The organism is Acinetobacter thutiue (genome assembly GCF_030385805.1).
Taxonomy (GTDB): Bacteria; Pseudomonadota; Gammaproteobacteria; order Pseudomonadales; family Moraxellaceae; genus Acinetobacter; species Acinetobacter corruptisaponis.
Genome location: NZ_JAUDZE010000001.1, coordinates 70,834 through 94,202, shown reverse-complemented (window position 1 = coordinate 94,202; position 23,369 = coordinate 70,834). Strand labels below are relative to the sequence as shown.

19 protein-coding genes are annotated in these 23,369 nt (G+C 42.3%); 13 read left to right on the top strand and 6 right to left on the bottom strand.

Annotated features, from left to right (window positions below; translation table 11 throughout):
• Positions 1–55 precede the first annotated feature (55 nt).
• The 4 genes from purD (at position 56) to QTA56_RS00445 (ending at position 4,883) form a co-directional block, all read left to right on the top strand.
• Entirely contained in the window at positions 56–1,342 is a 1,287-nt protein-coding gene (purD, locus tag QTA56_RS00460; RefSeq protein WP_267979003.1) for a phosphoribosylamine--glycine ligase, read from the top strand.
• A 612-nt stretch (positions 1,343–1,954) separates the two neighbouring features.
• Positions 1,955–2,830, top strand: coding sequence for a MetQ/NlpA family ABC transporter substrate-binding protein (locus QTA56_RS00455; RefSeq protein ID WP_267979002.1), 876 nt, complete (start codon positions 1,955–1,957; stop codon positions 2,828–2,830).
• A gap of 335 nt (positions 2,831–3,165) precedes the next feature.
• A complete protein-coding gene (locus QTA56_RS00450; RefSeq protein ID WP_267979001.1) occupies positions 3,166–4,191 on the top strand; it encodes a methionine ABC transporter ATP-binding protein in 1,026 nt (341 codons plus the stop codon).
• Complete coding sequence (locus QTA56_RS00445) at positions 4,188–4,883, top strand: methionine ABC transporter permease (protein ID WP_267979000.1); 696 nt, start codon at positions 4,188–4,190, stop codon at positions 4,881–4,883. The genes QTA56_RS00450 and QTA56_RS00445 overlap by 4 nt, the downstream gene beginning before the upstream one ends.
• A gap of 44 nt (positions 4,884–4,927) precedes the next feature.
• On the opposite strand, the gene QTA56_RS00440 is transcribed toward QTA56_RS00445, so the two are convergent.
• From QTA56_RS00440 to QTA56_RS00430, 3 genes are all read right to left on the bottom strand, one after another.
• Positions 4,928–5,137, bottom strand: coding sequence for a hypothetical protein (locus QTA56_RS00440; protein ID WP_267978999.1), 210 nt, complete (start codon positions 5,135–5,137; stop codon positions 4,928–4,930).
• 244 nt (positions 5,138–5,381) lie between these two features.
• Entirely contained in the window at positions 5,382–6,260 is an 879-nt protein-coding gene (locus QTA56_RS00435; RefSeq protein ID WP_267978998.1) for an arginase family protein, read from the bottom strand.
• Positions 6,254–7,240, bottom strand: coding sequence for a hypothetical protein (locus QTA56_RS00430; RefSeq protein ID WP_267978997.1), 987 nt, complete (start codon positions 7,238–7,240; stop codon positions 6,254–6,256). The genes QTA56_RS00435 and QTA56_RS00430 overlap by 7 nt, the downstream gene beginning before the upstream one ends.
• Before the next feature lie 350 nt (positions 7,241–7,590).
• On the opposite strand from QTA56_RS00430, the gene gloB reads away from it, so the two are divergent.
• From gloB to QTA56_RS00390, 8 genes are all read left to right on the top strand, one after another.
• Entirely contained in the window at positions 7,591–8,322 is a 732-nt protein-coding gene (gene gloB / locus QTA56_RS00425) for a hydroxyacylglutathione hydrolase (RefSeq protein WP_267978996.1), read from the top strand.
• Positions 8,323–8,619: 297 nt separating this feature from the next.
• On the top strand, positions 8,620–8,826 hold the full coding sequence (locus tag QTA56_RS00420) for a hypothetical protein (protein ID WP_004638493.1): 207 nt from the start codon (positions 8,620–8,622) through the stop codon (positions 8,824–8,826).
• A gap of 308 nt (positions 8,827–9,134) precedes the next feature.
• The gene (gene ahcY / locus QTA56_RS00415) at positions 9,135–10,517 is read left to right on the top strand and encodes an adenosylhomocysteinase (RefSeq protein ID WP_267978995.1); all 1,383 of its coding nucleotides are present in this window, start codon (positions 9,135–9,137) and stop codon (positions 10,515–10,517) included.
• A gap of 131 nt (positions 10,518–10,648) precedes the next feature.
• Complete coding sequence (gene metF / locus QTA56_RS00410; RefSeq protein WP_267978994.1) at positions 10,649–11,485, top strand: methylenetetrahydrofolate reductase [NAD(P)H]; 837 nt, start codon at positions 10,649–10,651, stop codon at positions 11,483–11,485.
• Between the two features lie 22 nt (positions 11,486–11,507).
• Positions 11,508–12,227 carry a 16S rRNA (uracil(1498)-N(3))-methyltransferase gene (locus tag QTA56_RS00405; protein WP_267978993.1) on the top strand — a complete coding sequence of 240 codons (720 nt, stop codon included), beginning with the start codon at positions 11,508–11,510 and terminating at the stop codon, positions 12,225–12,227.
• A 119-nt stretch (positions 12,228–12,346) separates the two neighbouring features.
• A complete protein-coding gene (locus QTA56_RS00400; RefSeq protein WP_267978992.1) occupies positions 12,347–15,223 on the top strand; it encodes a bifunctional diguanylate cyclase/phosphodiesterase in 2,877 nt (958 codons plus the stop codon).
• Positions 15,224–15,428: 205 nt separating this feature from the next.
• Positions 15,429–17,699 (top strand): NADP-dependent malic enzyme, encoded by a 2,271-nt coding sequence (locus QTA56_RS00395; RefSeq protein ID WP_267978991.1) that lies wholly within the window; start codon positions 15,429–15,431, stop codon positions 17,697–17,699.
• A 358-nt stretch (positions 17,700–18,057) separates the two neighbouring features.
• Entirely contained in the window at positions 18,058–19,287 is a 1,230-nt protein-coding gene (locus QTA56_RS00390; RefSeq protein ID WP_267978990.1) for a multifunctional CCA addition/repair protein, read from the top strand.
• A 69-nt stretch (positions 19,288–19,356) separates the two neighbouring features.
• On the opposite strand, the gene tsf is transcribed toward QTA56_RS00390, so the two are convergent.
• The gene (tsf, locus tag QTA56_RS00385) at positions 19,357–20,235 is read right to left on the bottom strand and encodes a translation elongation factor Ts (protein WP_267978989.1); all 879 of its coding nucleotides are present in this window, start codon (positions 20,233–20,235) and stop codon (positions 19,357–19,359) included.
• A gap of 138 nt (positions 20,236–20,373) precedes the next feature.
• Entirely contained in the window at positions 20,374–21,126 is a 753-nt protein-coding gene (gene rpsB, locus QTA56_RS00380; protein ID WP_004878543.1) for a 30S ribosomal protein S2, read from the bottom strand.
• A gap of 212 nt (positions 21,127–21,338) precedes the next feature.
• Here rpsB and map point away from each other — a divergent pair, with 212 nt between their 5' ends.
• The gene (map, locus tag QTA56_RS00375; protein ID WP_004761570.1) at positions 21,339–22,163 is read left to right on the top strand and encodes a type I methionyl aminopeptidase; all 825 of its coding nucleotides are present in this window, start codon (positions 21,339–21,341) and stop codon (positions 22,161–22,163) included.
• A 323-nt stretch (positions 22,164–22,486) separates the two neighbouring features.
• On the opposite strand, the gene QTA56_RS00370 is transcribed toward map, so the two are convergent.
• Complete coding sequence (locus QTA56_RS00370; protein ID WP_267978988.1) at positions 22,487–23,038, bottom strand: TetR/AcrR family transcriptional regulator; 552 nt, start codon at positions 23,036–23,038, stop codon at positions 22,487–22,489.
• Positions 23,039–23,369: the final 331 nt, after the last annotated feature.

Below are 23,369 nucleotides of genomic sequence, written 5' to 3'. Positions count from 1 at the left end.
TTTTTTATTTTTAACAGGTATATTCTTAAATACTGAAAAAGGGAATAACTTTAAAATGAATATTTTAGTTTTGGGTAGCGGTGGTCGTGAACATGCACTTGCATGGAAAATCGCACAAGATGCAAAAGTAACTCAGGTTTTTGTTGCACCAGGTAATGCGGGCACAGCAACAGAAGATAAATGTAAAAACGTTGAGCTGGACATTTTAGACAACCCAGCCATTATTCGTTTTGCACAGGAAAATCAGGTTGAGCTGATTATTGTTGGACCAGAAGCACCTTTGGTTAATGGTGTGGTTGATGCCTGTCGTGCCGCAGACTTGAAAATCTGGGGACCTACCCAGTATGCTGCCCAGCTTGAAGGTTCAAAAGCATTTGCCAAACATTTCCTGAAGCGCCATGACATCCCAACCGCATTTTATGATGTCTTTACTGAAGTGGACGCTGCAAAAGCATATATTGAACAACATGGCGCGCCAATCGTGATCAAGGCGGATGGCTTGGCTGCGGGTAAAGGCGTGATCGTTGCCATGAGCAACGAAGAAGCGTTTGCCGCAATTGATGACATGCTGGCAGGCAATAAGTTTGGTGATGCAGGTTCACGTGTTGTCATTGAGCAATTTCTTGATGGTGAAGAAGCAAGCTTCATTTGCATGATTGATGGTACCAACATTTTACCAATGGCAACCTCACAGGATCACAAGCGTATTTTCGAGGGTGACCAAGGCCCGAACACGGGTGGTATGGGAGCCTACTCTCCTGCTCCAGTGGTCACTGCTGATGTATTTGAACGTGTGATGACGGAAATCATGCGTCCAACTGTAGAAGGTATGGCAAATGATGGACATACCTATACTGGCTTCCTATATGCTGGCTTAATGATTGATGAACAGGGTCAACCTCGTGTGATCGAGTTCAACTGCCGTTTTGGCGACCCAGAAACCCAGCCAATCATGATGCGCCTGAAATCCTCATTGGTTGATCTGGTTGAGGCAGGTATTGCAGGCAACCTACCAAAAGAAGCTGAGTGGGATGAACGCAAGTCAATTGGTATCGTCCTTGCTGCTGAGGGTTACCCTGAAACCGTTCGTAAAGGTGATGTCATCTCTGGTCTTGGGCAATCACCTGAAGACACCAAAATTTTCCATGCAGGTACAGCCACCACTGAAGATGGCCATATCATTACCGCAGGCGGCCGTGTGCTATGTGTAACCGCACTTGGCGATACTGTACTTGAAGCGCAAATTAATGCACTGGAAGTATGTGGTCAGGTCACATTTACAGGTATGCAATACCGTAGCGACATTGGTTACCGTGCCATTGCGCGTGAAAAGGCAGAATAAGCCAGTCTAGTTGATAAAAAAGCTTTCCTTGGAAAGCTTTTTTATTCTTTAATAGGCAATAAATCAAACTTCTATATTCATTACTTAAATATAAAATTCAGAAAAACATATATTTATTTTCTCGTAAATCACTCAACCCCACATTTAAAAAAATTTATAAAACTATCATCAGTTTATATTTACTTTAAAGACAATTTCCCTCAGATAATCATATGCTTATATATCCAAATACAAATACTTCCCCTGTATCAGTTGGTAAATTATTGCTATGATTGCTAAAATTTTGAATACAGCTCAATTGTTGTTTTAGATTATTCATGATTATTTTCAATCATTTAATAAAATAAAACATCAATATTCAATCGTATTCAGTTCCCAATTTAATTTAAGGAATAATTGGATAGAGATTTTCCAGACACGGGATAGACCAACTGGAATTTGAATATTTATCTATTTCTTCTGTTGTTGCAAACAGTCTTCTGGATTAAAACTTAAAAACAATTCACGTGATTGTTGAATGAGGATGCCAATTTGCAACATACAAACCCATTGCAATGATTGATGCTTGAGAAATCATAATGTTCTCGGCATTCTTCCGATTAGGATTTATACATGAAAAAGCTGATTAGCCTTTTTTTAAGTGTATCGGTGCTACTACTTGCAGCATGCAGTAAACAGCCAGATACCGCATCGAGTGAACAAAAAAATGATGCTGCGGGCCTCCAGACTATTGTCATCGCATCTACAGGTTCAGACGCTGATATTTGGCGTCATATTGCCAGCTTGCCAGAAACCAAGGCTGCTGGTATTAAACTGGAAGTGAAAAACTTCACGGATTATGTGGCAATGAACACCGCGGTTGCCAATAAGGAAGTTGATCTCAACGCATTCCAGTCTTATGCTTATCTGGTTGCTTTCAACGCAGCAAACAAAGACAAGATCGCGCCTGTTTCAACCACTTATTTAGAACCTATGGGGATTTATTCAAATAAGGTAAAGAAAGTGGAAGAGTTTGCCCAGGGTGCAACCATTGCCATTCCAAATGATGGTGCCAATGAATCCCGTGCATTATTACTTTTACAAAGCGCTGGCTTGATCAAGTTAAAACCTGACTTCGACCCAGTGAAAGGTACGCCTGCCGACATCATTGAAAACAGCAAGAAAATTGTGATCAAGCCGATTCAGATGGCAACTGCTGTACGTGTAAAAGACGAGGTTGATGCAATCCTGTTGGGTAATACCCTTGCGATGGAAGGTGGTTTGAACGTTCTTAAAGATGCAATCTTCTATGAACCAATTGACCAGAGCACCAAGTTAAACGTCAACATTTTGGCAACTGCCGAATCACGTAAAGATGATCCAGTATTGCAAAAAGTCGGCGCGCTTTATCATACCGAAGCAGTCAAGCAATATGTGCAGGAACACTTTGCTGGCACTAAAGTTGACGTAAACAAGCCAACAAGCTATCTCACAGCAGCAAATCCGTAATATAATCGTAGGGTCTGTTGACATTTCACAGATGCTTGCGACAGAGGATATTTTTTAGACGGTACAAGACGTGACTTACGAAATTTAGTCATTCTAAATGAGTAAGGCATAACGCTGTAACGGCAAAAAATATCCCTGTCCCAAAGGGTTATGGCTAAAACCGCCCCAAACTTCGTTATGAAACTTGGCAAGGGTCTCTCCATTACCTGCGTTTCATGCCTCGTTTGTGTAGTTTTAGCCGATAACGCAATGCATGGCTGAAATATCAACAAACCCTAAATAAAACAGGCAAAATAATTTTGCCTGTTTTTCTTTTTTGCCTAGTATTGACGAACATGATCCAATTTAAAAATATTTCAAAACGCTATCAGCTAAAAGGCCAAACGATCAATGCGCTGGATCAAATCAATTTAGAGATTCCAGCGGGGAGTATCTTTGGTATTATTGGCTATAGTGGTGCAGGTAAAAGTACCTTAATCCGACTGATTAACTTGCTTGAACGCCCATCCGAAGGGCAAGTCATCATTAATCAAAAAGATTTTACTGCAATGGATGCACGCACTCTTCGTCAAGAACGTGCAAATATTGGCATGATTTTTCAGCACTTTAATTTATTACAAACCAAAACGGTGTCTGAAAACATTGAAATGCCACTTAGGTTACTTGGCCATAGTAAGGCGGAACGAGAAAAACGTTTAGCTGAACTGCTAGATTTTATTGATCTCAAACATAAAAAAGATGCCTACCCTGACGAACTTTCAGGTGGACAAAAACAGCGTGTAGGCATTGCACGTGCGCTTGCCAATCACCCAAAGATTCTGCTGTGTGATGAGGCGACTTCCGCACTTGATCCACAAACCACCCAATCTGTATTGGCACTGTTAAAGAAGATCAATCAGGAACAAAACATCACCATTGTGATGGTCACCCATGAAATGGATGTGATTGAGACTGTTTGTGATTATGTGGCAGTAATGGAAGCTGGCAAGGTAATTGAAACAGGGCCTACGCTGAATATTTTTAGTCAACCACAGCACCCCACCACAAAAACCTTTATCCAAACGGTCTTACAGCAACAGTTACCAGTAAATATCTTAAACAACCTTGAACATAAACATCACAATAGTATTTATAGTTTGCAGTTTCTGGGTACATCTGCACAGGAAACGGTAATTCAGGCAGTCATCAAGCAGTTTGACATCAGTTTAAATATTCTGTTTGCCAATATGACTGAAATCAATGGTACCGTGATTGGGCAAATGTTTATTCAACTGCTCGGTGATGAAAGCATTATTCAGCAAGCAATCCAATTTCTGGAGCAGCATGGCGTTAAAGTTGAACAGTCTGGAGTCAGCCAATGAGAGATTTAATTGTACAATGGCTGACTGAAGTCACGGCACCTTTTTGGCATAGTGCCCTCAGCATTGACCAGTTTGTGACAGCCTTGCAGGAAACCTTTCAAATGGTTTTCTTCTCATTACTGTTTGGCTGTATCTGGGGACTGATTCAAGGTATTACTCTAGTGGTTACCCGTACAGGTGGCATCCTACAAAATCGGGCGATTTACTATTTCCTCAATCCTATTGTCAATGCCCTGCGTTCACTCCCCTTTATCATTTTATTGATTGCTGTCATTCCCCTGACCAAGCTGCTGGTGGGAACATCCATTGGGACATGGGCTGCAATTGTGCCTTTAACCATCTATGTGGGTCCATACCTAGGCCGTCTAATTGAAACTTCTCTGCTTGAAGTGAATGAAGGAATTATTGAATCAGCTCAGGCAATGGGTGCAACCCCTTGGCAAATCATCTTTAAGTTTATTATCCCTGAAGCACGTAGCTCACTAATCCTGAATCTCACCACAGGAACGATTACCCTAATTGGTGCCACAGCAATGGCGGGCGCTGTTGGCGCAGGTGGTATCGGTGATTTAGCCATTTCTTATGGTTATCAGCGTTTTGATACCAGTGTGGTTATCCTCACTGTCATCGTGCTTCTGCTGCTTGTCCAGTTGGTGCAAATGTTGGGGGATTGGTTAGCAAAATTGCGTTAAACGATATAATTAATAAAAAGACAGCCCTCATTTTGAGGGCTGTTTCATTGCATGACCAAATCATTTCCTGAAGTAATCCGATGTCCAGCATCACATTCCTCCGCTGTTGCATAACGAAGCTCTGAAAAACTAATGCCTAGAAAATAGTCATCCTCATTCCAGACATCACAACATTCTTGTACATTAAAGTTAGCTACTTCAAGTACCAAATCATAGCCTTTTTTTAAGACCACAAGATCACCTAAATGGAACATACCGTCTATCCTTTTCTAAAGAAGATAATTAAAGTTTAAGAGTATTTTTTTTCATTTTTATGACAGAGTCACTTTAATCATTTAAGTGCTGAGTCATTTAATTTTCATTGAAAATGTAAAATTAATCACAATAATTAAAATTAATGCATATTATTTACACTAAAAACTATCACATATTTCCTCCCTATTACAAGCTATTAATAACCGTATAACCAGTATTCTTTACCTGCATAATGATGAATCCTTATAAATTTATATGAGGAAAATAAACCTCATTTGCAGCCTTAAACGTATTTACATGCAAAGGCACTAGATCTTCAAGTGCCTGATAGCCACCCGCCAACACGAACAGCATTGGAATTTTCATTTTCCTTGCCATATCAAACACCAAACGGTCACGTTCAAACAACAGCTCTGTGGTCAACCACTTCGAGCCATACTTATCATGCTGATGGCAATCCATCCCTGCCTGATAAATAATCAGATCGGCCTCCCAACGTGAAGCATATTGAAACGCCTCAAAAATGGACTCCCGATATAAATCAAAATTGCCCTGCTTGGGGTGGATATAACGGGTCAGGCTGCGCTCACCTGCCTTACAACCAAAACGAATCCCAAAAATTCCAAAATTGACCAGATTGGTGAGTCGGTTGGTAAATATCGCGGTGCCATCTCCACCATGCTGATCACAGTCCAGCACAAAGATTCGTTTTTCAGGATATTGCTTGGCGACCAAGGCCAAACCATTAAAGGTACAATACGCCGCACCAGACTCATAACTGGCATGATGAAAGCCCTGTGCGATATTGGCAGCAATACCCTCTTTAAATGCGATCTCAGCACCAACCAACTGCCCTGCCTGTACTGATAGGATTGCATCTCTTAATTGTTCATTCCAGGGTTTAAAGCCCTGTATGGTTGCAAATGCGGACTCACCTGCCAGAAAGGCCTCAACATATTGTGGATTATGGAGCTTCTTTAGGATTTCAACATCAATTAAACCTGGATCAATCAGTTCAACCATTTTATGCTTACACAACACATCCGCCACCGCGGTGAGTTTTTCCATGCTATTGGTATGCGTTCGGGCATAATAGCGTGGAGAGTAACAGGCTTTTAGCATGGATGTCCTACGTAAATTTGATCTTGAGCAATTTCCATAAGTTGGCTCAATTCAGTCGTATCAGGTCGAAATAATCCATTATCCACCTGTTGTTTAAAATGATAGCCAAATGCACGAGGACGGTTTTTAGGCGACACTGCCAAAGTGGTCAAACGCAAAAACCAGAAGCCATTCATTTCAGAAATGGGAATCACATAGCCTTTATATTGTTTATTTTTATGTTTTTCCAGTTGTTCAATGTCATAGTTTGCAGAAAACAGGCTACCTGCGGGTAAACGCACTCCATTCATTATCAATGGTACCAAACTAATACAGGAATGGTTGTCTCCCATATTTAGCTTTTCCATCATAATCGGCTGGTCGTTTTCATCTACAAAAATATTAATTTCACCCTGTCTCAATAAACGATGGTGTGCGATCCGTAGAAAGAATTTCTCTGCCATTGGACAGGACCCAACTTTGGGTTTTTCTTCCAGCGCATAGCATTCAATCATCTCAATCGTCCGTGTATCCTGCGGCAGAATAATATCGGCAAGCAACTGGCAAATCAGGATGCTTTCCTCAAGTTCAGCATATTGATGGATATTTCTTAATTTGGCCTGAAAATCCACTTCCTGCCTTAAATTCTGGGCAAACGTTTCTTCTGGATTCAAACGTTGTAGACACTGCTGCACATCTGCATGAATATCCAGATTACGCCAAGTGGCGAGTTCCAAGCCATAGGAAGAGCTCTGGTTTAAAATATTTCTCAGCCCCTTGGTCTCGTAATCCTCAAAAATTCGTAAATCCTGAAAACCAAGCGCATCACGGGGTTGTGAAACAAATTCAGCAATCACACGTGTTGCCTGAGTATAACCACAACCACGGCGTTCGGTTTGATGACTAAAGTGCTCATTCAGCATTTCAGTAAGTTTGACAGACAAGGGATGCAAATATTTTTTAAAAATCACCACCACTTCGTGATCAACCAAATCAGACATAACTTCCTCTCTTATTGTTATGATTTATTTGCATTTCATCCTGAAAAATTGCCCTGTACTTATGTTGTTAAGCAATCTTTTTAAATTATTTCCACATTTATTCCATATATTTAAAGATGAATATAAATCATTAACTTATAAAACTTTTATACCATATTTATTTAAAATACTACACTTGTCAACTATAAAGATTTTCTGCTCTTAAGGCTGTCACAATCTGCCCTAAAACGTCATCCGCATGGCACACTATTTTTGCACTCTTTACTATTTCCACTTACACTAGACACAGGTGATGGTCTTTATCATCAACCCAGCAATAACCACATGAAACAAAGATTTAGGACTCGGCTATGCATTATAAGATTCATGCAATTGACGTAAAAAATGCCTTAAAAAACTATATTTGGTTATTGGAAGATACCATCACAAAAGAAGTTGTTGCGATTGACCCCACTGACGCAGATTTGGTGACTGCATTTTGCGAACAGCATCAACTGCACCTAAAACAGATTTGGTTGACCCATTGGCATCGTGACCATACCGATGGGGTACAGGGATTATTGGCAAAGCAAAATATTCTGGTGTATGGGCCACGTGATGAATTAACGAAAATCGCTTTTATTTCAAGCCCGCTGCAACATAATGACCATTTCCTTTTTCACAACCTAAAAGTTGAGATTATTGCCACACCAGGTCATACCCTCGGTCATATTGTTTATTTTATTGAGGAAATTGATACCCTGTTCTGTGGTGACACCCTGTTTGCAATGGGTTGCGGTCGCCTGTTTGAGGGTACGGCTGAGCAGATGTATCATTCACTGAATCGGCTTGCCGCCTTGCCAATCCAAACCAAGGTTTACTGCACCCATGAATATACGCTTGCCAATGGTGAGTTTGCACTGACCATTGAACCTCATAATGTTGCACTGCACGAGCGTATGCAACAGGTCAAGGCATTAAGGGAGGCTGATCAGATTACCCTGCCAAGCACCATTGAACTGGAACTTGCAACCAATCCATTTTTGCGTACTGAAAGTGCGGAAGAATTTGCCCATATTCGTAGCCTAAAAGATCAATTTTAGTCTGGCAATCCAATATGAATCCATGCATTTTCCGCTTTTGCATTAAAGTGGAAAATGAAATTATTTTTTACATTTAGGATTAAATGGATTTTTACACATTTTTTTTAAGCATAGCCAATAAAAAATATTTTTAATAATAAATACAATCAATTAAAAAACACACAGATAAACTTTACTTTATAAAAATTACGCTATTTTTACATAATTTACATGCAGAAAAATAAAAGTTTTCATTTGCCCTTTAAAAAATTTTCACTGACCCTTATTAATAAACACAGGTTCACAAGGAGTTCTGCTATGAAAAATAGAGTTGTTAAAGCAAAAAATTTACTGGCCTTTCGTATTTGGCTGGAAAAACTAGGATATTCCGTTAAGAATCTGACAGATAACCGTGGATTTACCTTTAGCTTTAAAAAAGAATATGGATTGGTCACAGGTGACCTATCGGGTAATGCTTTGGCAATGCAACTGGGCGAAGAATTCGAAGACCACTTAAAAGCATAATCATGATCTTATCTTTACATAAACTAGGGTTTCATATGGACATGAAATCCTATGATATGAATAACTGACCTGTTTTTTTAATTTCCATCTTATCGCTGATTTCTCACTTTCTAACCAACTGTCATTAAAATAACGTTGGAACAATTATAATTTCCAAGTATCATAATGCCCTAGTCGAGGGATGCTGCGACAATTGATGGGTACTAAAGATCAATTTGCCAGGCTCGACGATCGGTTGAACACTCGCTTTAACCAACAACGGCATCCGCGAACAGAATGATCCATACTATTTTTTCTAGGAGATCCTGATGAACGCGGTGAATGCTTCATTTACAGATTATAAAGTTGCCGATATTTCCCTTGCTGACTACGGTCGTAAAGAAATCAAGCTTGCTGAAGCAGAAATGCCAGCCCTGATTGGTTTACGCAAACGTTATTCAGCGTCAAAACCACTGGCTGGTGCAAAAATTCTCGGTTGTATCCACATGACCATCCAGACTGCGGTTCTAATTGAAACCCTAGTTGAGTTAGGTGCTGAAGTCCGCTGGACATCTTGCAACATCTTCTCTACCCAGGACCATGCTGCCGCTGCGATTGCTGCCCGTGGTATCCCAGTTTTTGCCTGGAAAGGTGAAACTGAAGAAGAATATGTGTGGTGTCTGGAACAACAGATCAATGTCAATGGTCAGCCTTGGGATGCCAACATGATTCTGGATGATGGCGGCGACTTAACCGCACTTGTTCATGACAAATATCCTGCGCTTTTAGAACGCATCCACGGCATTACTGAAGAAACCACCACAGGTGTGCAACGTCTGTTGGAAATGTGGAAAGATGGTTCTCTTAAAGTTCCTGCAATCAACGTGAATGACTCGATTACCAAGTCAAAAAATGACAACAAATACGGTTGCCGTCACTCACTCAATGATGCCATCAAACGTGCAACAGACATGCTACTTTCTGGCCGTCGTGCGCTGGTGATTGGCTATGGTGACGTAGGTAAAGGTTCTGCGCAGTCTTTACGTCAGGAAGGCATGATCGTCCGTGTAACCGAAGTTGACCCAATCTGTGCGATGCAGGCCTGCATGGATGGTTACGAAGTTGTGTCTCCATACAAAAATGGTGTACAGACTGGTAAAAAAGAAGACATCAACCAGGATTTATTAGGCAACACTGACCTTGTTGTCACCACAACGGGTAACTACCACGTATGTGATTCAGCAATGCTGGATAGCTTAAAAGCAGGTGCGGTGGTATGTAACATCGGTCACTTTGACACTGAAATTGATACAGCTTACCTACGTGGTTACAAGTGGGTTGAAGTTAAGCCACAGGTACATCAGGTTTATCGTTCAGAAGATGAAAGCAACTATTTAATTCTTCTTTCTGAAGGTCGTTTAGTGAACCTTGGCAACGCAACAGGTCACCCATCACGTGTTATGGATGGTTCATTTGCCAATCAGGTACTTGGTCAAATCCACCTATACAACGAAAAATTTGCTGATTTACCTGCTGACCAAAAACAGGCTGCAATCCGTGTGGAAGTGCTTCCGAAGAAACTGGATGAGGAAGTTGCCGCAGCAATGGTTGCTGGTTTTGGTGGTGTCTTGACACAACTGACGCAAGTACAGGCAGATTATCTCGGCGTTGCTGTTGAAGGCCCATTCAAGTCTGACGCTTATAAATATTAAGTTTTAATTCCCTCTCCCTAACCCTCTCCCTAAGGGAGAGGGAATATTCATTACCCGAATGAATATCAAAAAGTCCTCTCCTCTCAGGAGAGGATTTAGGAGAGGTGAAAAGAAATAAAAAAGGATTTGAAATGACCAAACGTGTCCCTATTTCTTTTGAGTTTTTCCCACCAAAAACTGATGCGGGTGCGGAAAAATTACGGCTTGTTCACCAAGAACTACAGCTGTTAAATCCAGAGTTTTTCTCCATCACTTATGGTGCTGGCGGTTCCACCCGTGAACGTACCTTAGCGGCGATTAATGACTTTAATCGCAAAGGTACGCCTGTTGCACCGCACCTTTCCTGTATTGGTGATGACAAGGCGCGTATTGCTGAACTTTTAGATTTATATAAATCCCAAGGTATTGATCGTATCGTTGCTTTACGTGGTGACTTACCCTCAGGTCAAGTGGGGCTGGGTGAACTGCCTTATGCACAGGACCTGGTTCGCTTTATCCGTGAACATTCAGGTGAGCATTTTCACATTGAAGTGGCGGCCTATCCTGAAATGCATCCGCAGGCAGAAAGTTTTGACGCGGACATCCAGCGCTTTGTCGAGAAAGTGAATGCTGGTGCCAATGCGGGTATCACCCAATTCTTCTTTAATCCAGATGCATATTTCTACTTCATTGAACGAATTGCCAAGGCAGGTGTGGATGTACCCGTTGCGCCAGGCATCATGCCAATTACCAACGCAAGCAACCTGATCCGCTTTGCCGATGGCACAGGTGCGGAAATCCCACGCTGGATTCGCAAGCAACTTGCCGCCTATGGTGATGACAGTGAAAGTATCAAGGCATTTGGTCATGAAGTGATTGTGAAACTTTGTGAACGTTTAATTGCGGGTGGTGCGCCAACACTACATTTCTATTCGATGAACCAAACCGAACCAACTCGACAACTCGTTGTTGATCTTGGCTTAAACTAATTTGCATGAGCATTCCCCAGACATGAACCGTTTTTACATCGAAGCCGAATTAAACACTGGCAATACCATTGAATTGACGGAATCGGTGTTTCATCATTGGGTGCGTGTGCTCCGTGCAAAAGAGCAGGAACAGGCCATCTTCTTCAATGGAAAAGGTGGTGAATATCGCGTGACGCTCACTGAAATCAACAAGAAAAATGCGTTTGTGTCAGTTGATCATTTTGAGCCAGCTGATCGGACACCCCCCTTTAAAGTGGTTTTAGGCCAGGTGATGAGCAAGGGGGATCGCATGGATTATGCGATTCAGAAAGCCACTGAACTTGGTGTGACCACTATTCAACTGTTGACCAGCGAACGTTGCGAAATGCGCCTGAAATATGACCGTGATCAAAAGAAGATTGATCATTGGCAGTCTGTGGCGATTGCAGCATGTGAACAATGTGGCATGAACATTGTTCCAGAAATCCTCGCTCCCATTGCCTTGACAGACTGGGTCAGCTCGGAACTGCCACAGGCCCGTTTCGTTTTGGCACCGAATAAAGACCAGAACAATGTATTGCAAAATAGTGAACCTGATTTAGCGCTACTGATTGGTCCAGAAGGCGGTTTGAGTGAAGCAGAAATTGAAACTGCAAACCATAACCATTTTCAAAGCTGGTGCATTGGAGACCGTGTTTTAAGGACTGAAACCGCTCCAGTTGTCGCCTTATCCATTTTAAATTATCACTTTTCAGCCAAATAATGGTTTTGGATTGCTTTCCAATGGCTTTAGCGGTAATTTAAAATAAAACACGATGATGTTGATATACAGCAACGTCTGTAGGCCCAACACAGATAAAAATGAAAAGGATTATTCTTTATATGTCAGGGGTTCAAGAAAAAAAATTTCCGCAATTTATTTATACGGATCAGATCAACTATCCTAACCACGTACGCCTATTCGTTTTAAGTGTATTTTTTATTGCGCTTCTGGATTATCTGTTATTTGCTTCTTTCTATTCCTTTAGTGCGAATATCTTTACCACATGGATGACCCTTACCCTTACGCTATTACTCAGTTTTTACGCAATCTGCCACTTTTCATTAAGATATTACTCATCAAGTCGCTTTGCTGGAAAAACCAACATTACCTTTCAGGTGATCTGCTTTTTCACGGGATTATTGCTGGGGATCAGCACCATTGTGATCAATTACCTATTGATTAAGGATGTCCCGAATCTTTCTGCATCACACATCCTGACCTTGACGGCCCTGCTGCTCACCTCTTCACATATTATTGCGCTGACTTTTTTAACCCAGCATATCCGTTACTTCTTCCTGTTCTTCATTCCAAGCATCAGCCCCTTGGTGATTTCCCAGATTATAAATAGAGATCAAGAACATACCCTATTTTACATTGCCTATTACCTGTCTTTTTTTGCAACCCTACTGTGTGCACAGGCCACCTTTAAAATTCACCAGCGCCTGTCACAGGTTCTGGACAAGAACAAGCAACTGATTGATGTGGCGGAACAACACAATCAGTGGACAGAGGAACTCTGCCAACAATTGCAGCGTGAAGTCAACAAATCCAAGGACATAGAAGCACAACTACAGTTCAATAATCATTTACTCGAACAAAAGGTTCGTGAACGTACTTTCGATCTTACCCAGATGAATGAGAGTCTGGAGGAACACCGCCAGAACCTGGCTTTTGCCCATGAAACTGCGGGTATTCGCCCCTGGGAATGGAATCTGGAAACCCATATGGTTGGTGTCACCAATGCCCATAGTCAGGCGGTTACACGCAAGTCTGAAAACCACTACACCCTGCTGCATAAAATCGTACACCCAGATGATGTGGATCGGGTTAAAAATACCCTGTATAGCCATTTGTGCGGACAAACACAACGCTATGAGGAAACTTTCCGCATCAAACGCCATAATGGTGAATGGGCATGGATTCATGATGTTGGACAGGTCATTCTAAGAAATCCCAAAGATGGAACGCCGTTGCGCATGGTGGGCATACACCGTGACATTAATCAGGAGAAAAAGCATCAGGAACGTTTGAAACTGGCTGCCAGCGTTTTTGAACAGGCCTCTGAAGGCATTTTTATTCTGGATGAAAATTTCTGCTATATCGAGGTCAACCCAAAATACGAACAACTGACTGGACTTGATAAGCAAATTATTCTAAACAAAGAACTTTTTGAAATTACCAAACAAAATAAACAGCATCACCATAATTTCCACCTCTCAATTCTGGACACCCTCTATGAAGAACAGGAATATGAAGGTGAATTTCAGGAAACCTATCTTTCTGAAAAGTCCTGCTTTTTATGGATGCATATTAATGCAGTAAAAGATGAAGCGGATCGGGTCATTAACTATATCGGCATTGTGTCTGACCAGACTGAACGTAAACATCAGGAACAGCGTCTTTCCTATCTCACCAACTACGACACCCTGACGGATTTACCAAATCGTTTCTATTACCACCAGCAATTGCATCAATATCTGGTCAATGAAGCATCTATCCAGCATCTTGCGGTAATTCGATTGAATATCGACAGATTCCGTGCCTTGAATGAACTACTAAGCAATCAGGCAGGCAATGAGCTGCTTAAACAGGCTGCACAACGTTTACGGATTAGTAATATTGACGCACTTCTGGTAGCACATTTAAGCGCGGATGATTTCGCCATTATTTACGAGATGTCACCACTCCATCCACAGATACATCAACTGTGCAACAATATCGTTGAGGCATTTAGCAAGCCATTCTATATTGCGGAACAGGAATATGTGGTCAGCATCTCTATCGGAGTCGCCATTTACCCAGAGCATGGCCGTCAGGTTGACAACCTCAACACTCATGCCGAACAGGCACTGACGGAAGCCAAACGTTTGGGCGGCAACACCATTCGTTATTATTCGAGTGAACGCACCAACTTTGTGGCGAGACACACTGACCTGGAACTCGATCTAAGAAAAGCGATTCAGAACAATGAGCTGGTTGTTTATTATCAACCCAAGATTACCGCCACGAATTGCCAGATTAATGGCTTTGAAGCCCTGATTCGTTGGAAACACCCAACCAAGGGCCTGATCATGCCAAATATCTTTATTCCTTTGGCGGAAAGCACCAGCCTTATTTCAGATATCGGGCGCTTCGTCCTGTATGAGGCGGCAAAACAAATCCAGATTTGGCAAAAACTGGGGTTCTCCAACATTCATATCGCTGTAAACATTGTGGCACAGCAAATCCTGCGTGGTCAGTTGCTGCATGATATTGATGCGGTCCTGGACACCTATGCGATTTCAGGCAAAGATCTTGAGCTGGAAATTACTGAATCCGCTTTCCTGGAAAATACGGAAAGTGTCAAAACAGTTTTATGTGCACTCAAAGAACGCAATATTTCCATTGCACTGGATGATTTTGGAACTGGCTATTCCTCCCTCGCCTACCTCACCGAATATCCAATTGACATCTTAAAAATTGATCGGGCATTTATTTCAAAAATTGGTGATGCCAAGCAGGATGCGATTGTTAATGCCATGATTGCCATGGGCAAAACCATTGGCTTAAAAGTCGTGGCGGAAGGGGTTGAGACCGAACAACAGCGCAACTATTTGAAACGCCAAAACTGTGACATATTGCAGGGTTACCTGTTTGCCAAACCATTAACGGCAGCCCATGCAACCGAATATCTACAACAGCACACCCAGCTGTCAACCGCAAGATATTCCATTTAAAATGAATTTTGGGCTTTTTGAGCGTTGATTTTGTCATCATTATCAATTGTCAATAAGCCTCATCGTTCAGTGAAAATAAGCTTTTTTGACTGGGCTAAACCATGAACTAGTGCTATATTCTTGTGCACTTATCTTAATATCATAATCAGTCCTAGCTATGACTGGTTGTTGTATTGAAACAACTATCGAAACAATCGAGACTCAGATGGACGATCAATCTTTAAAACAAGCCGCTTTGTATTACCATGAATTTCCTACACCTGGAAAAATCAGTGTGACACCTAGCAAGCAGCTCGTTAACCAACGAGATTTAGCGCTTGCATATTCTCCTGGTGTCGCAGCTCCATGTCTGGAAATTGAACGTGACCCTTCTGCCGCCGCTAAATATACAGCCCGTGGCAATCTGGTCGCCGTCGTGAGTAATGGTACAGCCGTGCTTGGTTTAGGGAACATTGGTCCCCTTGCCTCCAAACCTGTAATGGAAGGTAAAGGTGTGCTGTTCAAGAAGTTCGCTGGTGTTGACGTATTCGATATTGAAATTGCTGAAAACGATCCAGACAAGATCGTGGATATCGTTGCCGCATTGGAACCAACGTTTGGTGGTATCAACCTGGAAGACATCAAGGCACCTGAATGTTTCTATATTGAGAAGAAACTTCGTGAACGCATGAAGATTCCTGTGTTCCATGATGATCAACATGGTACCAGTATCATTGTAGGCTCAGCATTGTTGAATGCCTTGCAGATCGTGAACAAGAAAATTGATGAAATCAAGATCGTGGCTTCTGGTGCTGGTGCTGCCGCCCTTTCCTGCCTCGACTTGCTTTGCGCTTTGGGCGTGAACAAGGCAAACATCGTTGTTGCGGATTCCCGTGGTCTTCTCACAACATCACGTGAGGGGCTGGACGAGTCTAAAAAACGCTATGTTCAGGACATTGCAGCAACCCAGTTGCATGAAGTCATGGCTGGCGCAGATATGTTCCTTGGTCTTTCAGCAGCGGGAATCTTAACCAAGGAAATGGTTAAGGAAATGGCTGAAAACCCAATTATCTTTGCATTGGCAAACCCAGACCCAGAGATTTTGCCTGAACATGCGCATGAAGTTCGTCCTGATGCAATTATGGCGACAGGTCGTTCAGACTACCCGAACCAGGTAAACAACGCACTGTGCTTCCCTTATATCTTCCGTGGTGCGCTGGATGTAGGCGCAACCACCATTAATGAAGACATGAAGATTGCCTGTGTACATGCGATTGCGCGTATGGCACACGTTGAGGCGGATGCAGCAACCTATGGTGAAAAATCTGCATCATTTGGTCGTGACTACCTCATCCCTCGCCCACTAGACCAGCGCCTGATTCTGGAAATTGCACCAGCAGTGGCGAAAGCGGCAATGGACTCAGGAGTGGCAACACGTCCAATCGAGGATTTCTCTGCTTACCGTCAAAGACTGTCTGAGTTCGTATACAACTCTGCATTCCTGATGAAGCCGATTTTCTCTCAGGCAAAAACTGATCCTAAACGTATTGCGTATGCTGAAGGCGAAGACCAGCGCGTATTACGTGCAATCCAGATTGTGGTTGATGAGGGCTTGGCTAAACCAATCCTTATAGGTCGTACCGCTGTTATTGAAGAAAATATCAAGAAACTTGGTTTACGTCTGCAAAATGGTGTAAACATCGAAATCGTTGATCAGGAAAAGAATTCCCTGTATGACGATTTCTGGAAAGATTATTACCAGACCATGCAGCGTAAAGGCGTGACTGTTGAATACGCGCAGCGCGAAGCACGTCGCCGTTCAACCTTGATTGCAGCATTATTGGTTAAGTTTGGCAAGGCTGATGGTATGCTTTGTGGCACCTACTCAAGTTACGACATCCATTTAGACTTTGTTAAAAATGTGATTGGCCTGAAAGAGGGTCGCAGCACATTCTTTACATTGAATGCATTGATGCTTGAAGACCGTAACCTGTTTATTGCCGATACCTACGTCAACACCAATCCAACTGCTGAGCAGCTTGCTGAAATGACCATTTTGGCGGCGGAAGAAGTTCGTCGTTTTGGTATTACACCACGTGTTGCCCTACTTTCACACTCAAGCTTCGGTAGCGATCAATTTGATCCGAGCGCACAAAAAATGCGTGAAGTTTACCGTTTGTTGACAGAGCAGGCGCCTGAACTTGAGGTTGAAGGTGAAATGCATGGTGATGCAGCTTTGGACGAAACAATTCGTCACTTTGCTTTCCCAAATTCCCGCTTCAAAGGCTCGGCAAACCTGTTGATTATGCCTAATCTTGATGCTGCGAATATTTCATTCAACTTATTGAAGGCAACTTCTGGTAACAATGTAACCATTGGTCCTATTTTACTAGGTGCAGCAAAACCAGTTCATATCCTGACTCCAACAACGACCACTCGCCGTTTGGTCAACATGACTGCGTTAACTGTTGCTGAAATCCAGCAAAGTCAAAACTAATCACAAAGCTAGGCTTTTCGAGAAAAGCTTTGCTTAACGCTTGAGAAAACCTCTATTCTGTTGCATGATTGGGTAGGGTCTATCGACATTTCACAGATACTTGCGACAGAGGACATTTTTTAGACGATACAAGGCATGGTTTATGAAATTTAGTCATTCTAAATGAGGAAACCATAACGCAGTAGCGGCAAAAAATGTCCCTGTCCCAAAGGGTTATGGCTAAAACCTCCTCAAACTTCGTTATGAAACTTGACAAGGGGATCTCCATTGCCTGCGTTTCATGCCTCGTTTGAGTCGTTTTAGCCTATAACGCAAGTATGGTTGAAATATTGATAGACCCTAGAATAGAGGTTTTTTCATGCAAGTTTATTTAGTAGGCGGTGCAGTTCGAGATCACTTACTCGGGCATCCCTATCACGAAAAAGATTATGTGGTGGTCGGAGCAACACCAGAACAACTCCTCGCCGAAGGTTATCAACCTGTTGGTAAAGATTTTCCTGTATTCCTACATCCAAAAACAAAAGAAGAATATGCACTTGCCCGCACAGAGCGCAAGTCTGGTGTGGGTTATCATGGTTTCCAGTTTTTTACCGATACAACGGTCAAGTTAGAAGAAGACCTGATTCGCCGTGATTTAACCATCAATGCCATGGCAATGGATGAAGATGGTACAGTCTACGACCCTTATGGCGGACAAAAGGACTTAAACCAGAAAATCCTTCGCCATGTTTCAAATGCTTTTACCGAAGACCCTTTGCGTGTGCTTCGGGTTGCCCGATTTGCCGCACGTTATGCCAATTACGGTTTTAAAATCGCAGATGAAACGCTGCAACTAATGAGTGAAATTGCGAAATCAGGTGAGCTTGATGCATTGACTCCTGAACGTGTCTGGAAAGAAACATCACGAGCCTTAATGGAGGATCATGCATATATCTATTTCCAGACACTACAGGATTGTGGGGCGTTAAAAGTTCTGTTCCCAGAAATTGATGCCTTATTTGGTGTACCACAGCGCCCTGAATACCATCCAGAAGTGGATTGTGGGGTTCATACCCTCATGGCCCTAAAACAGGCGTGTCAGTCCAATTATGCACTGGATGTACGCTTCGCTGTTCTGGTCCATGATTTGGGCAAGGCATTGACCCCTGTTGAAGAGCTGCCACGCCACATCATGCATGAGGAACGTGGTTTGCAGCCCGTAACCGAGGTGTGTGACCGCTTAAAGGTTCCCTCTCAGCTCAAGAGTCTGGCCCTGACCGTCTGTAAAGAGCATTTAAAGTGCCATCAGGCCAAGAGTTTAAAACCAGGTACTTTATGGCGTTTATTACAACGTTTGGATGTTCTACGGAAACCAGAAAAGGTTGAGGCATTTGTACAGGCATGTGAATGTGACGCAAAAGGCCGCCTGGGTCTGGAAGACCGTCCTTACCCACAGGCCCAATATATTCTGGATGCAATGCAAATTGTACGGAATATTCGGGCACAGGATTTACCTGAACACATCACAGGGCCTGAGATTGGTGAAATGCTGATTCAGTACCGAATTGAGGCATTGGCACAGTTCAAACAGCAACACGATGAGTTATAGTTTGGGTATGTAAAAAAGAACCAATAAAAAAACCCAGCCACAAGGCTGGGTTCTTTGAAAAGATACGAATTACTTCGCAGCTTCAGCCTGAGCAGCAGCAACTTCTTCTGCAAAGCTCATTTCAGCTTTCTTCTCAATACCTTCACCCACTTCGAAACGAACGAATTGAGCTACATTGGTACCAGTTGCCTTCAATACATCAGCAACTTTCTTGTCGTTGTCGATTACATACATTTGACGGTCAAGTGCAACTTCGTTCAAGTATTTGTCAACTGAACCACTTACCATTTTCTCAACGATGTTCGCTGGCTTACCAGATTCCAACGCTTTCGCTTCAGCAATTTCTTTCTCTTTCGCGATCAAGTCAGCTGGAACAGCTTCTGCATTTACAGCAACAGGGTTGAACGCAGCAACGTGCATTGCAATACCTTTACCAGTATCAGCATCACCTGTGTAAGATACAACCACACCGATTTTTAAACCGTGCTTGTAAACAGCCAAGTTTTCGCCTTCAACGATTTGAGCACGACGAACCTGGATGTTTTCACCGATTTTTTGAACAAGCGCAACACGAGCTTCTTCTACAGTCGCACCGTCTTCAAGCTTAAGTTCAGCAATTTTTGCAGCATCAGTTTCATTTGCAGCAAGCGCAGCAGCAGCAACCTTATCAGAGAAGTTTTTGAAGTTTTCGTCTTTTGCAACGAAGTCAGTCTGACAGTTAACTTCAACAAGAATTGCTTTGTTACCGTCTTGAATAATTGTGATCGCACCATCAGCAGCAATGTTACCTGCTTTTTTAGCAGCTTTTGCCTGACCTGATTTACGAAGGTTATCAATTGCAAGTTCGATGTCACCGCCTGCTTCTGTTAATGCTTTTTTGCATTCCATCATTGCAAGACCAGTACGGTCACGTAATTCTTTTACCATGCTCGCAGTAACTGCAGTCATGTTGTTCTCCTAAAATCGGTAGAAAATAAATCTGTTCAACAAAAACGGCCCAAAGAATCTCTGGGCCGTTTGCAATCTCGACGCTTTAATCTGCCACCATTACATGTCGCAAAAATGACAAGCTTGCGTCAAAACGCATTAAGCCTCAGAAGCGTCTTTAGCAGCGTCGTCGCCTTTCGCTTGTGCATTTGCTTGTGATTGAGCATATTCTTTACCAGCAAGAATCGCATCAGCCATAGCAGAAGCATATAAAGTTACTGCACGGATCGCATCGTCGTTACCAGGAATAACGTAGTCTACGTTGTCTGGGTTAGAGTTTGTATCAACGATACCGATTACAGGAATACCCAGGTTTTTCGCTTCTTTGATTGCAATCGCTTCGTGATCAACGTCGATTACAAATAATGCGTCAGGTAAACCACCCATGTTCTTAACGCCGCCTAAAGCACGTTCAAGCTTGTCCATCTCACGAGTACGCTCTAAAGCTTCACGTTTAGTAAGCTTGGCAAAAGTACCGTCTTGAGATTGAGTTTGAAGATCTTTTAAACGGTTGATAGATTGGCGAAGTGTTTTCCAGTTCGTCAACATACCACCTAACCAACGGTGATCCACATATGGTTGACCAGCGCGTTGAGCTTGTTCACGGATGATGTTAGAAGCAGCTCGTTTTGTACCAACGAATAATACTTTGTTCTTTTTGCTCGCAAGGTTGTTTACAAAGTTCAAGGCATCATTTAACGCAGGAACAGTGTGCTCAAGGTTGATGATATGAATTTTGTTACGCGCGCCAAAAATGTATTGACGCATTTTTGGGTTCCAGAAACGAGTTTGGTGACCAAAGTGTGCGCCTGCTTGAAGAAGGTCGCGCATGCTTACGTTGTAATCTGCCATTTTCTTTACCTTAAAGTTTGGGTTAGGCCTCCATATATCCGCATTCTCCACCTATTGCTAGGCACCCAGAGTAATGTGACGATATATGTGCGGATTTTTTACGACTATTGTTATCGGCTACTTTCGTAAATATATTCACGAAAAGCATTTGATAAAATAGGCGGCTATTTATACCATATACGCTTGCAAATTACCAAAAGTTTTTAGAGATCATGAATACAACTTATACAGCCCCTCGTCGATTAATCAAAACACCTGAAGAAATTGAAAAGATGCGTGTTGCAGGCAAATTGGCGGCTGAAGTTCTAGACATGATTAAGCCGCACATTAAAGCGGGTGTAAGCACTTTAGAACTCGACACCATCTGCCGCAATCATATTGAAAATGTACAGCAGGCCATTCCTGCCTGTGTGGGCTATGGTGCCGCGCCAGGCCGCCCTGCTTTCCAGCATTCTATCTGTACTTCTGTCAACCATGTGGTTTGTCACGGTATCCCATCTGAAAATAAAATCCTAAAAAATGGCGATATCCTGAATATTGATGTCACGGTGATTAAAGATGGTTACCACGGCGACACCAATATGATGTACATCGTGGGTGGTGAAACCTCTATTCTTGCAAACCGTTTGTGTCAGGTGGCTCAGGAAGCCATGTACCGTGGTATGGCAACGGTTAAGGATGGTTCCTATCTGGGTGATGTTGGATATGCCATCCAGCAGTATGTGGAATCGCAACGTTTCAGTGTGGTGCGTGAATATTGTGGTCATGGTATTGGCAAGGTGTTCCATGATGAGCCACAGGTTCTGCATTATGGCCAGAAAGGCACAGGCATGATTCTGGAAGCTGGAATGACCTTTACCATTGAGCCAATGGTCAACGCTGGTGTTTGGCAAACCAAGCTGTTAGGTGATAAATGGACAGTGGTGACTAAAGACCATAAGTTGTCTGCTCAGTATGAACATACGATTCTCGTCACCAAAACAGGAATTGAAGTGTTAACAGCACGTCCTGAAGAAGACTTATCACGATTTATGTAATTTAGCTGAGTTCGACTTAAATATTTGTCTAACTTATTGAAAGAATATCTTGGAGGAGTCTTGCCGAGTCTTCATCCAATTTCGGCACATGTCTTCGACGACCTACTTTTGTTTCGTCATGAGGAGCGAAGCTCCGCAAGGGCAACCACCTTGCGCAGCTTCGCTGCTCACCGCAAAACTCGTTGACTACCATCAGCCAGTTTAATAAATCGCAGAAACAGCACTTTATTAGTGAAGTCCTGTCTCGAACAATTGCGGATGACGTTTCCGATTATCATATTATTGCCGAACTAAGATTAGTACATTCTTTTCATTTCCCAGAATCAAATCATCAACAGAAAATAATCCAGCAGGCTATCTTGTCTTTCTGCCCAATTCATTCTTAAAAGCTCAATAACCGAACCATCAACAATAAATAAAAATATCGCTGCATCCTCAACCGTCACAGTGTTTTTCATCTTTAACAGTAAAGACCGAATTTGTCTGACTAGCCATTTTCTATATCCGACAGCAATTCGATAGGCCTTGGGATATAACTTTTCAAGCTCAAAAATAGCCTTAAACAACAAATGATATGGGCCATTTAAATCGACATGGAGCAGATAAATTTTCCTCAATTGGTCAACTACATTTGAATGATGGCAACAGGTTCTGATTCTCCTGATTTTTTCTTTTAGCGTATCTTTTTGAAAAACAAGGCACAGCTCTATAAGTTTTTCTTTGGACTGAAAATAACGATAAAATGTTGCCTTCGCTACATTGGTTTCACTAATAATCCGATCCACACCCACCTGCTGAAATCCATACAAGTTAAAAAGATTTCTTGAGTAATCAAGCACTGATAATGCCCTTGAGGAAATTTGTAAATTTGGCATAAATACACCACTGAACATAAGTTTTTTTGTTGTATATGCATGAGATCAAAACACTAATGTCTTTTCAGGAACGTAAAAAATAGACAAGACTGTGCCTTAGCCATCTCACATGCTTTATTGTCGATATGATTTTTTTAGTCGGTCTGATCTAAAGTTCGCAGAACCTATAGACGATCAAACAGCATTAAAAGTCTGCTGGAATGTATGGGAATAAAGGCTTTGGCAATGATTGCCAGTGAAAAAGCAGAAATAGTACGCATAGTAAACTCCTAGATGAAATAGAAGTCCTACCAAATCACTGCTAAATGATGGTGGCAGAACGAAAAAGGGT

Coding starts and splice junctions, on each gene's coding strand:
- purD (WP_267979003.1), top strand. CDS start 56: ATGAATATTTTAGTTTTGGGTAGCGGTGGTCGTGAACATGCACTTGCA.
- QTA56_RS00455 (WP_267979002.1), top strand. CDS start 1,955: ATGAAAAAGCTGATTAGCCTTTTTTTAAGTGTATCGGTGCTACTACTT.
- QTA56_RS00450 (WP_267979001.1), top strand. CDS start 3,166: ATGATCCAATTTAAAAATATTTCAAAACGCTATCAGCTAAAAGGCCAA.
- QTA56_RS00445 (WP_267979000.1), top strand. CDS start 4,188: ATGAGAGATTTAATTGTACAATGGCTGACTGAAGTCACGGCACCTTTT.
- QTA56_RS00440 (WP_267978999.1), bottom strand. CDS start 5,137: ATGTTCCATTTAGGTGATCTTGTGGTCTTAAAAAAAGGCTATGATTTG.
- QTA56_RS00435 (WP_267978998.1), bottom strand. CDS start 6,260: ATGCTAAAAGCCTGTTACTCTCCACGCTATTATGCCCGAACGCATACC.
- QTA56_RS00430 (WP_267978997.1), bottom strand. CDS start 7,240: ATGTCTGATTTGGTTGATCACGAAGTGGTGGTGATTTTTAAAAAATAT.
- gloB (WP_267978996.1), top strand. CDS start 7,591: ATGCATTATAAGATTCATGCAATTGACGTAAAAAATGCCTTAAAAAAC.
- QTA56_RS00420 (WP_004638493.1), top strand. CDS start 8,620: ATGAAAAATAGAGTTGTTAAAGCAAAAAATTTACTGGCCTTTCGTATT.
- ahcY (WP_267978995.1), top strand. CDS start 9,135: ATGAACGCGGTGAATGCTTCATTTACAGATTATAAAGTTGCCGATATT.
- metF (WP_267978994.1), top strand. CDS start 10,649: ATGACCAAACGTGTCCCTATTTCTTTTGAGTTTTTCCCACCAAAAACT.
- QTA56_RS00405 (WP_267978993.1), top strand. CDS start 11,508: ATGAACCGTTTTTACATCGAAGCCGAATTAAACACTGGCAATACCATT.
- QTA56_RS00400 (WP_267978992.1), top strand. CDS start 12,347: ATGTCAGGGGTTCAAGAAAAAAAATTTCCGCAATTTATTTATACGGAT.
- QTA56_RS00395 (WP_267978991.1), top strand. CDS start 15,429: ATGGACGATCAATCTTTAAAACAAGCCGCTTTGTATTACCATGAATTT.
- QTA56_RS00390 (WP_267978990.1), top strand. CDS start 18,058: ATGCAAGTTTATTTAGTAGGCGGTGCAGTTCGAGATCACTTACTCGGG.
- tsf (WP_267978989.1), bottom strand. CDS start 20,235: ATGACTGCAGTTACTGCGAGCATGGTAAAAGAATTACGTGACCGTACT.
- rpsB (WP_004878543.1), bottom strand. CDS start 21,126: ATGGCAGATTACAACGTAAGCATGCGCGACCTTCTTCAAGCAGGCGCA.
- map (WP_004761570.1), top strand. CDS start 21,339: ATGAATACAACTTATACAGCCCCTCGTCGATTAATCAAAACACCTGAA.
- QTA56_RS00370 (WP_267978988.1), bottom strand. CDS start 23,038: ATGCCAAATTTACAAATTTCCTCAAGGGCATTATCAGTGCTTGATTAC.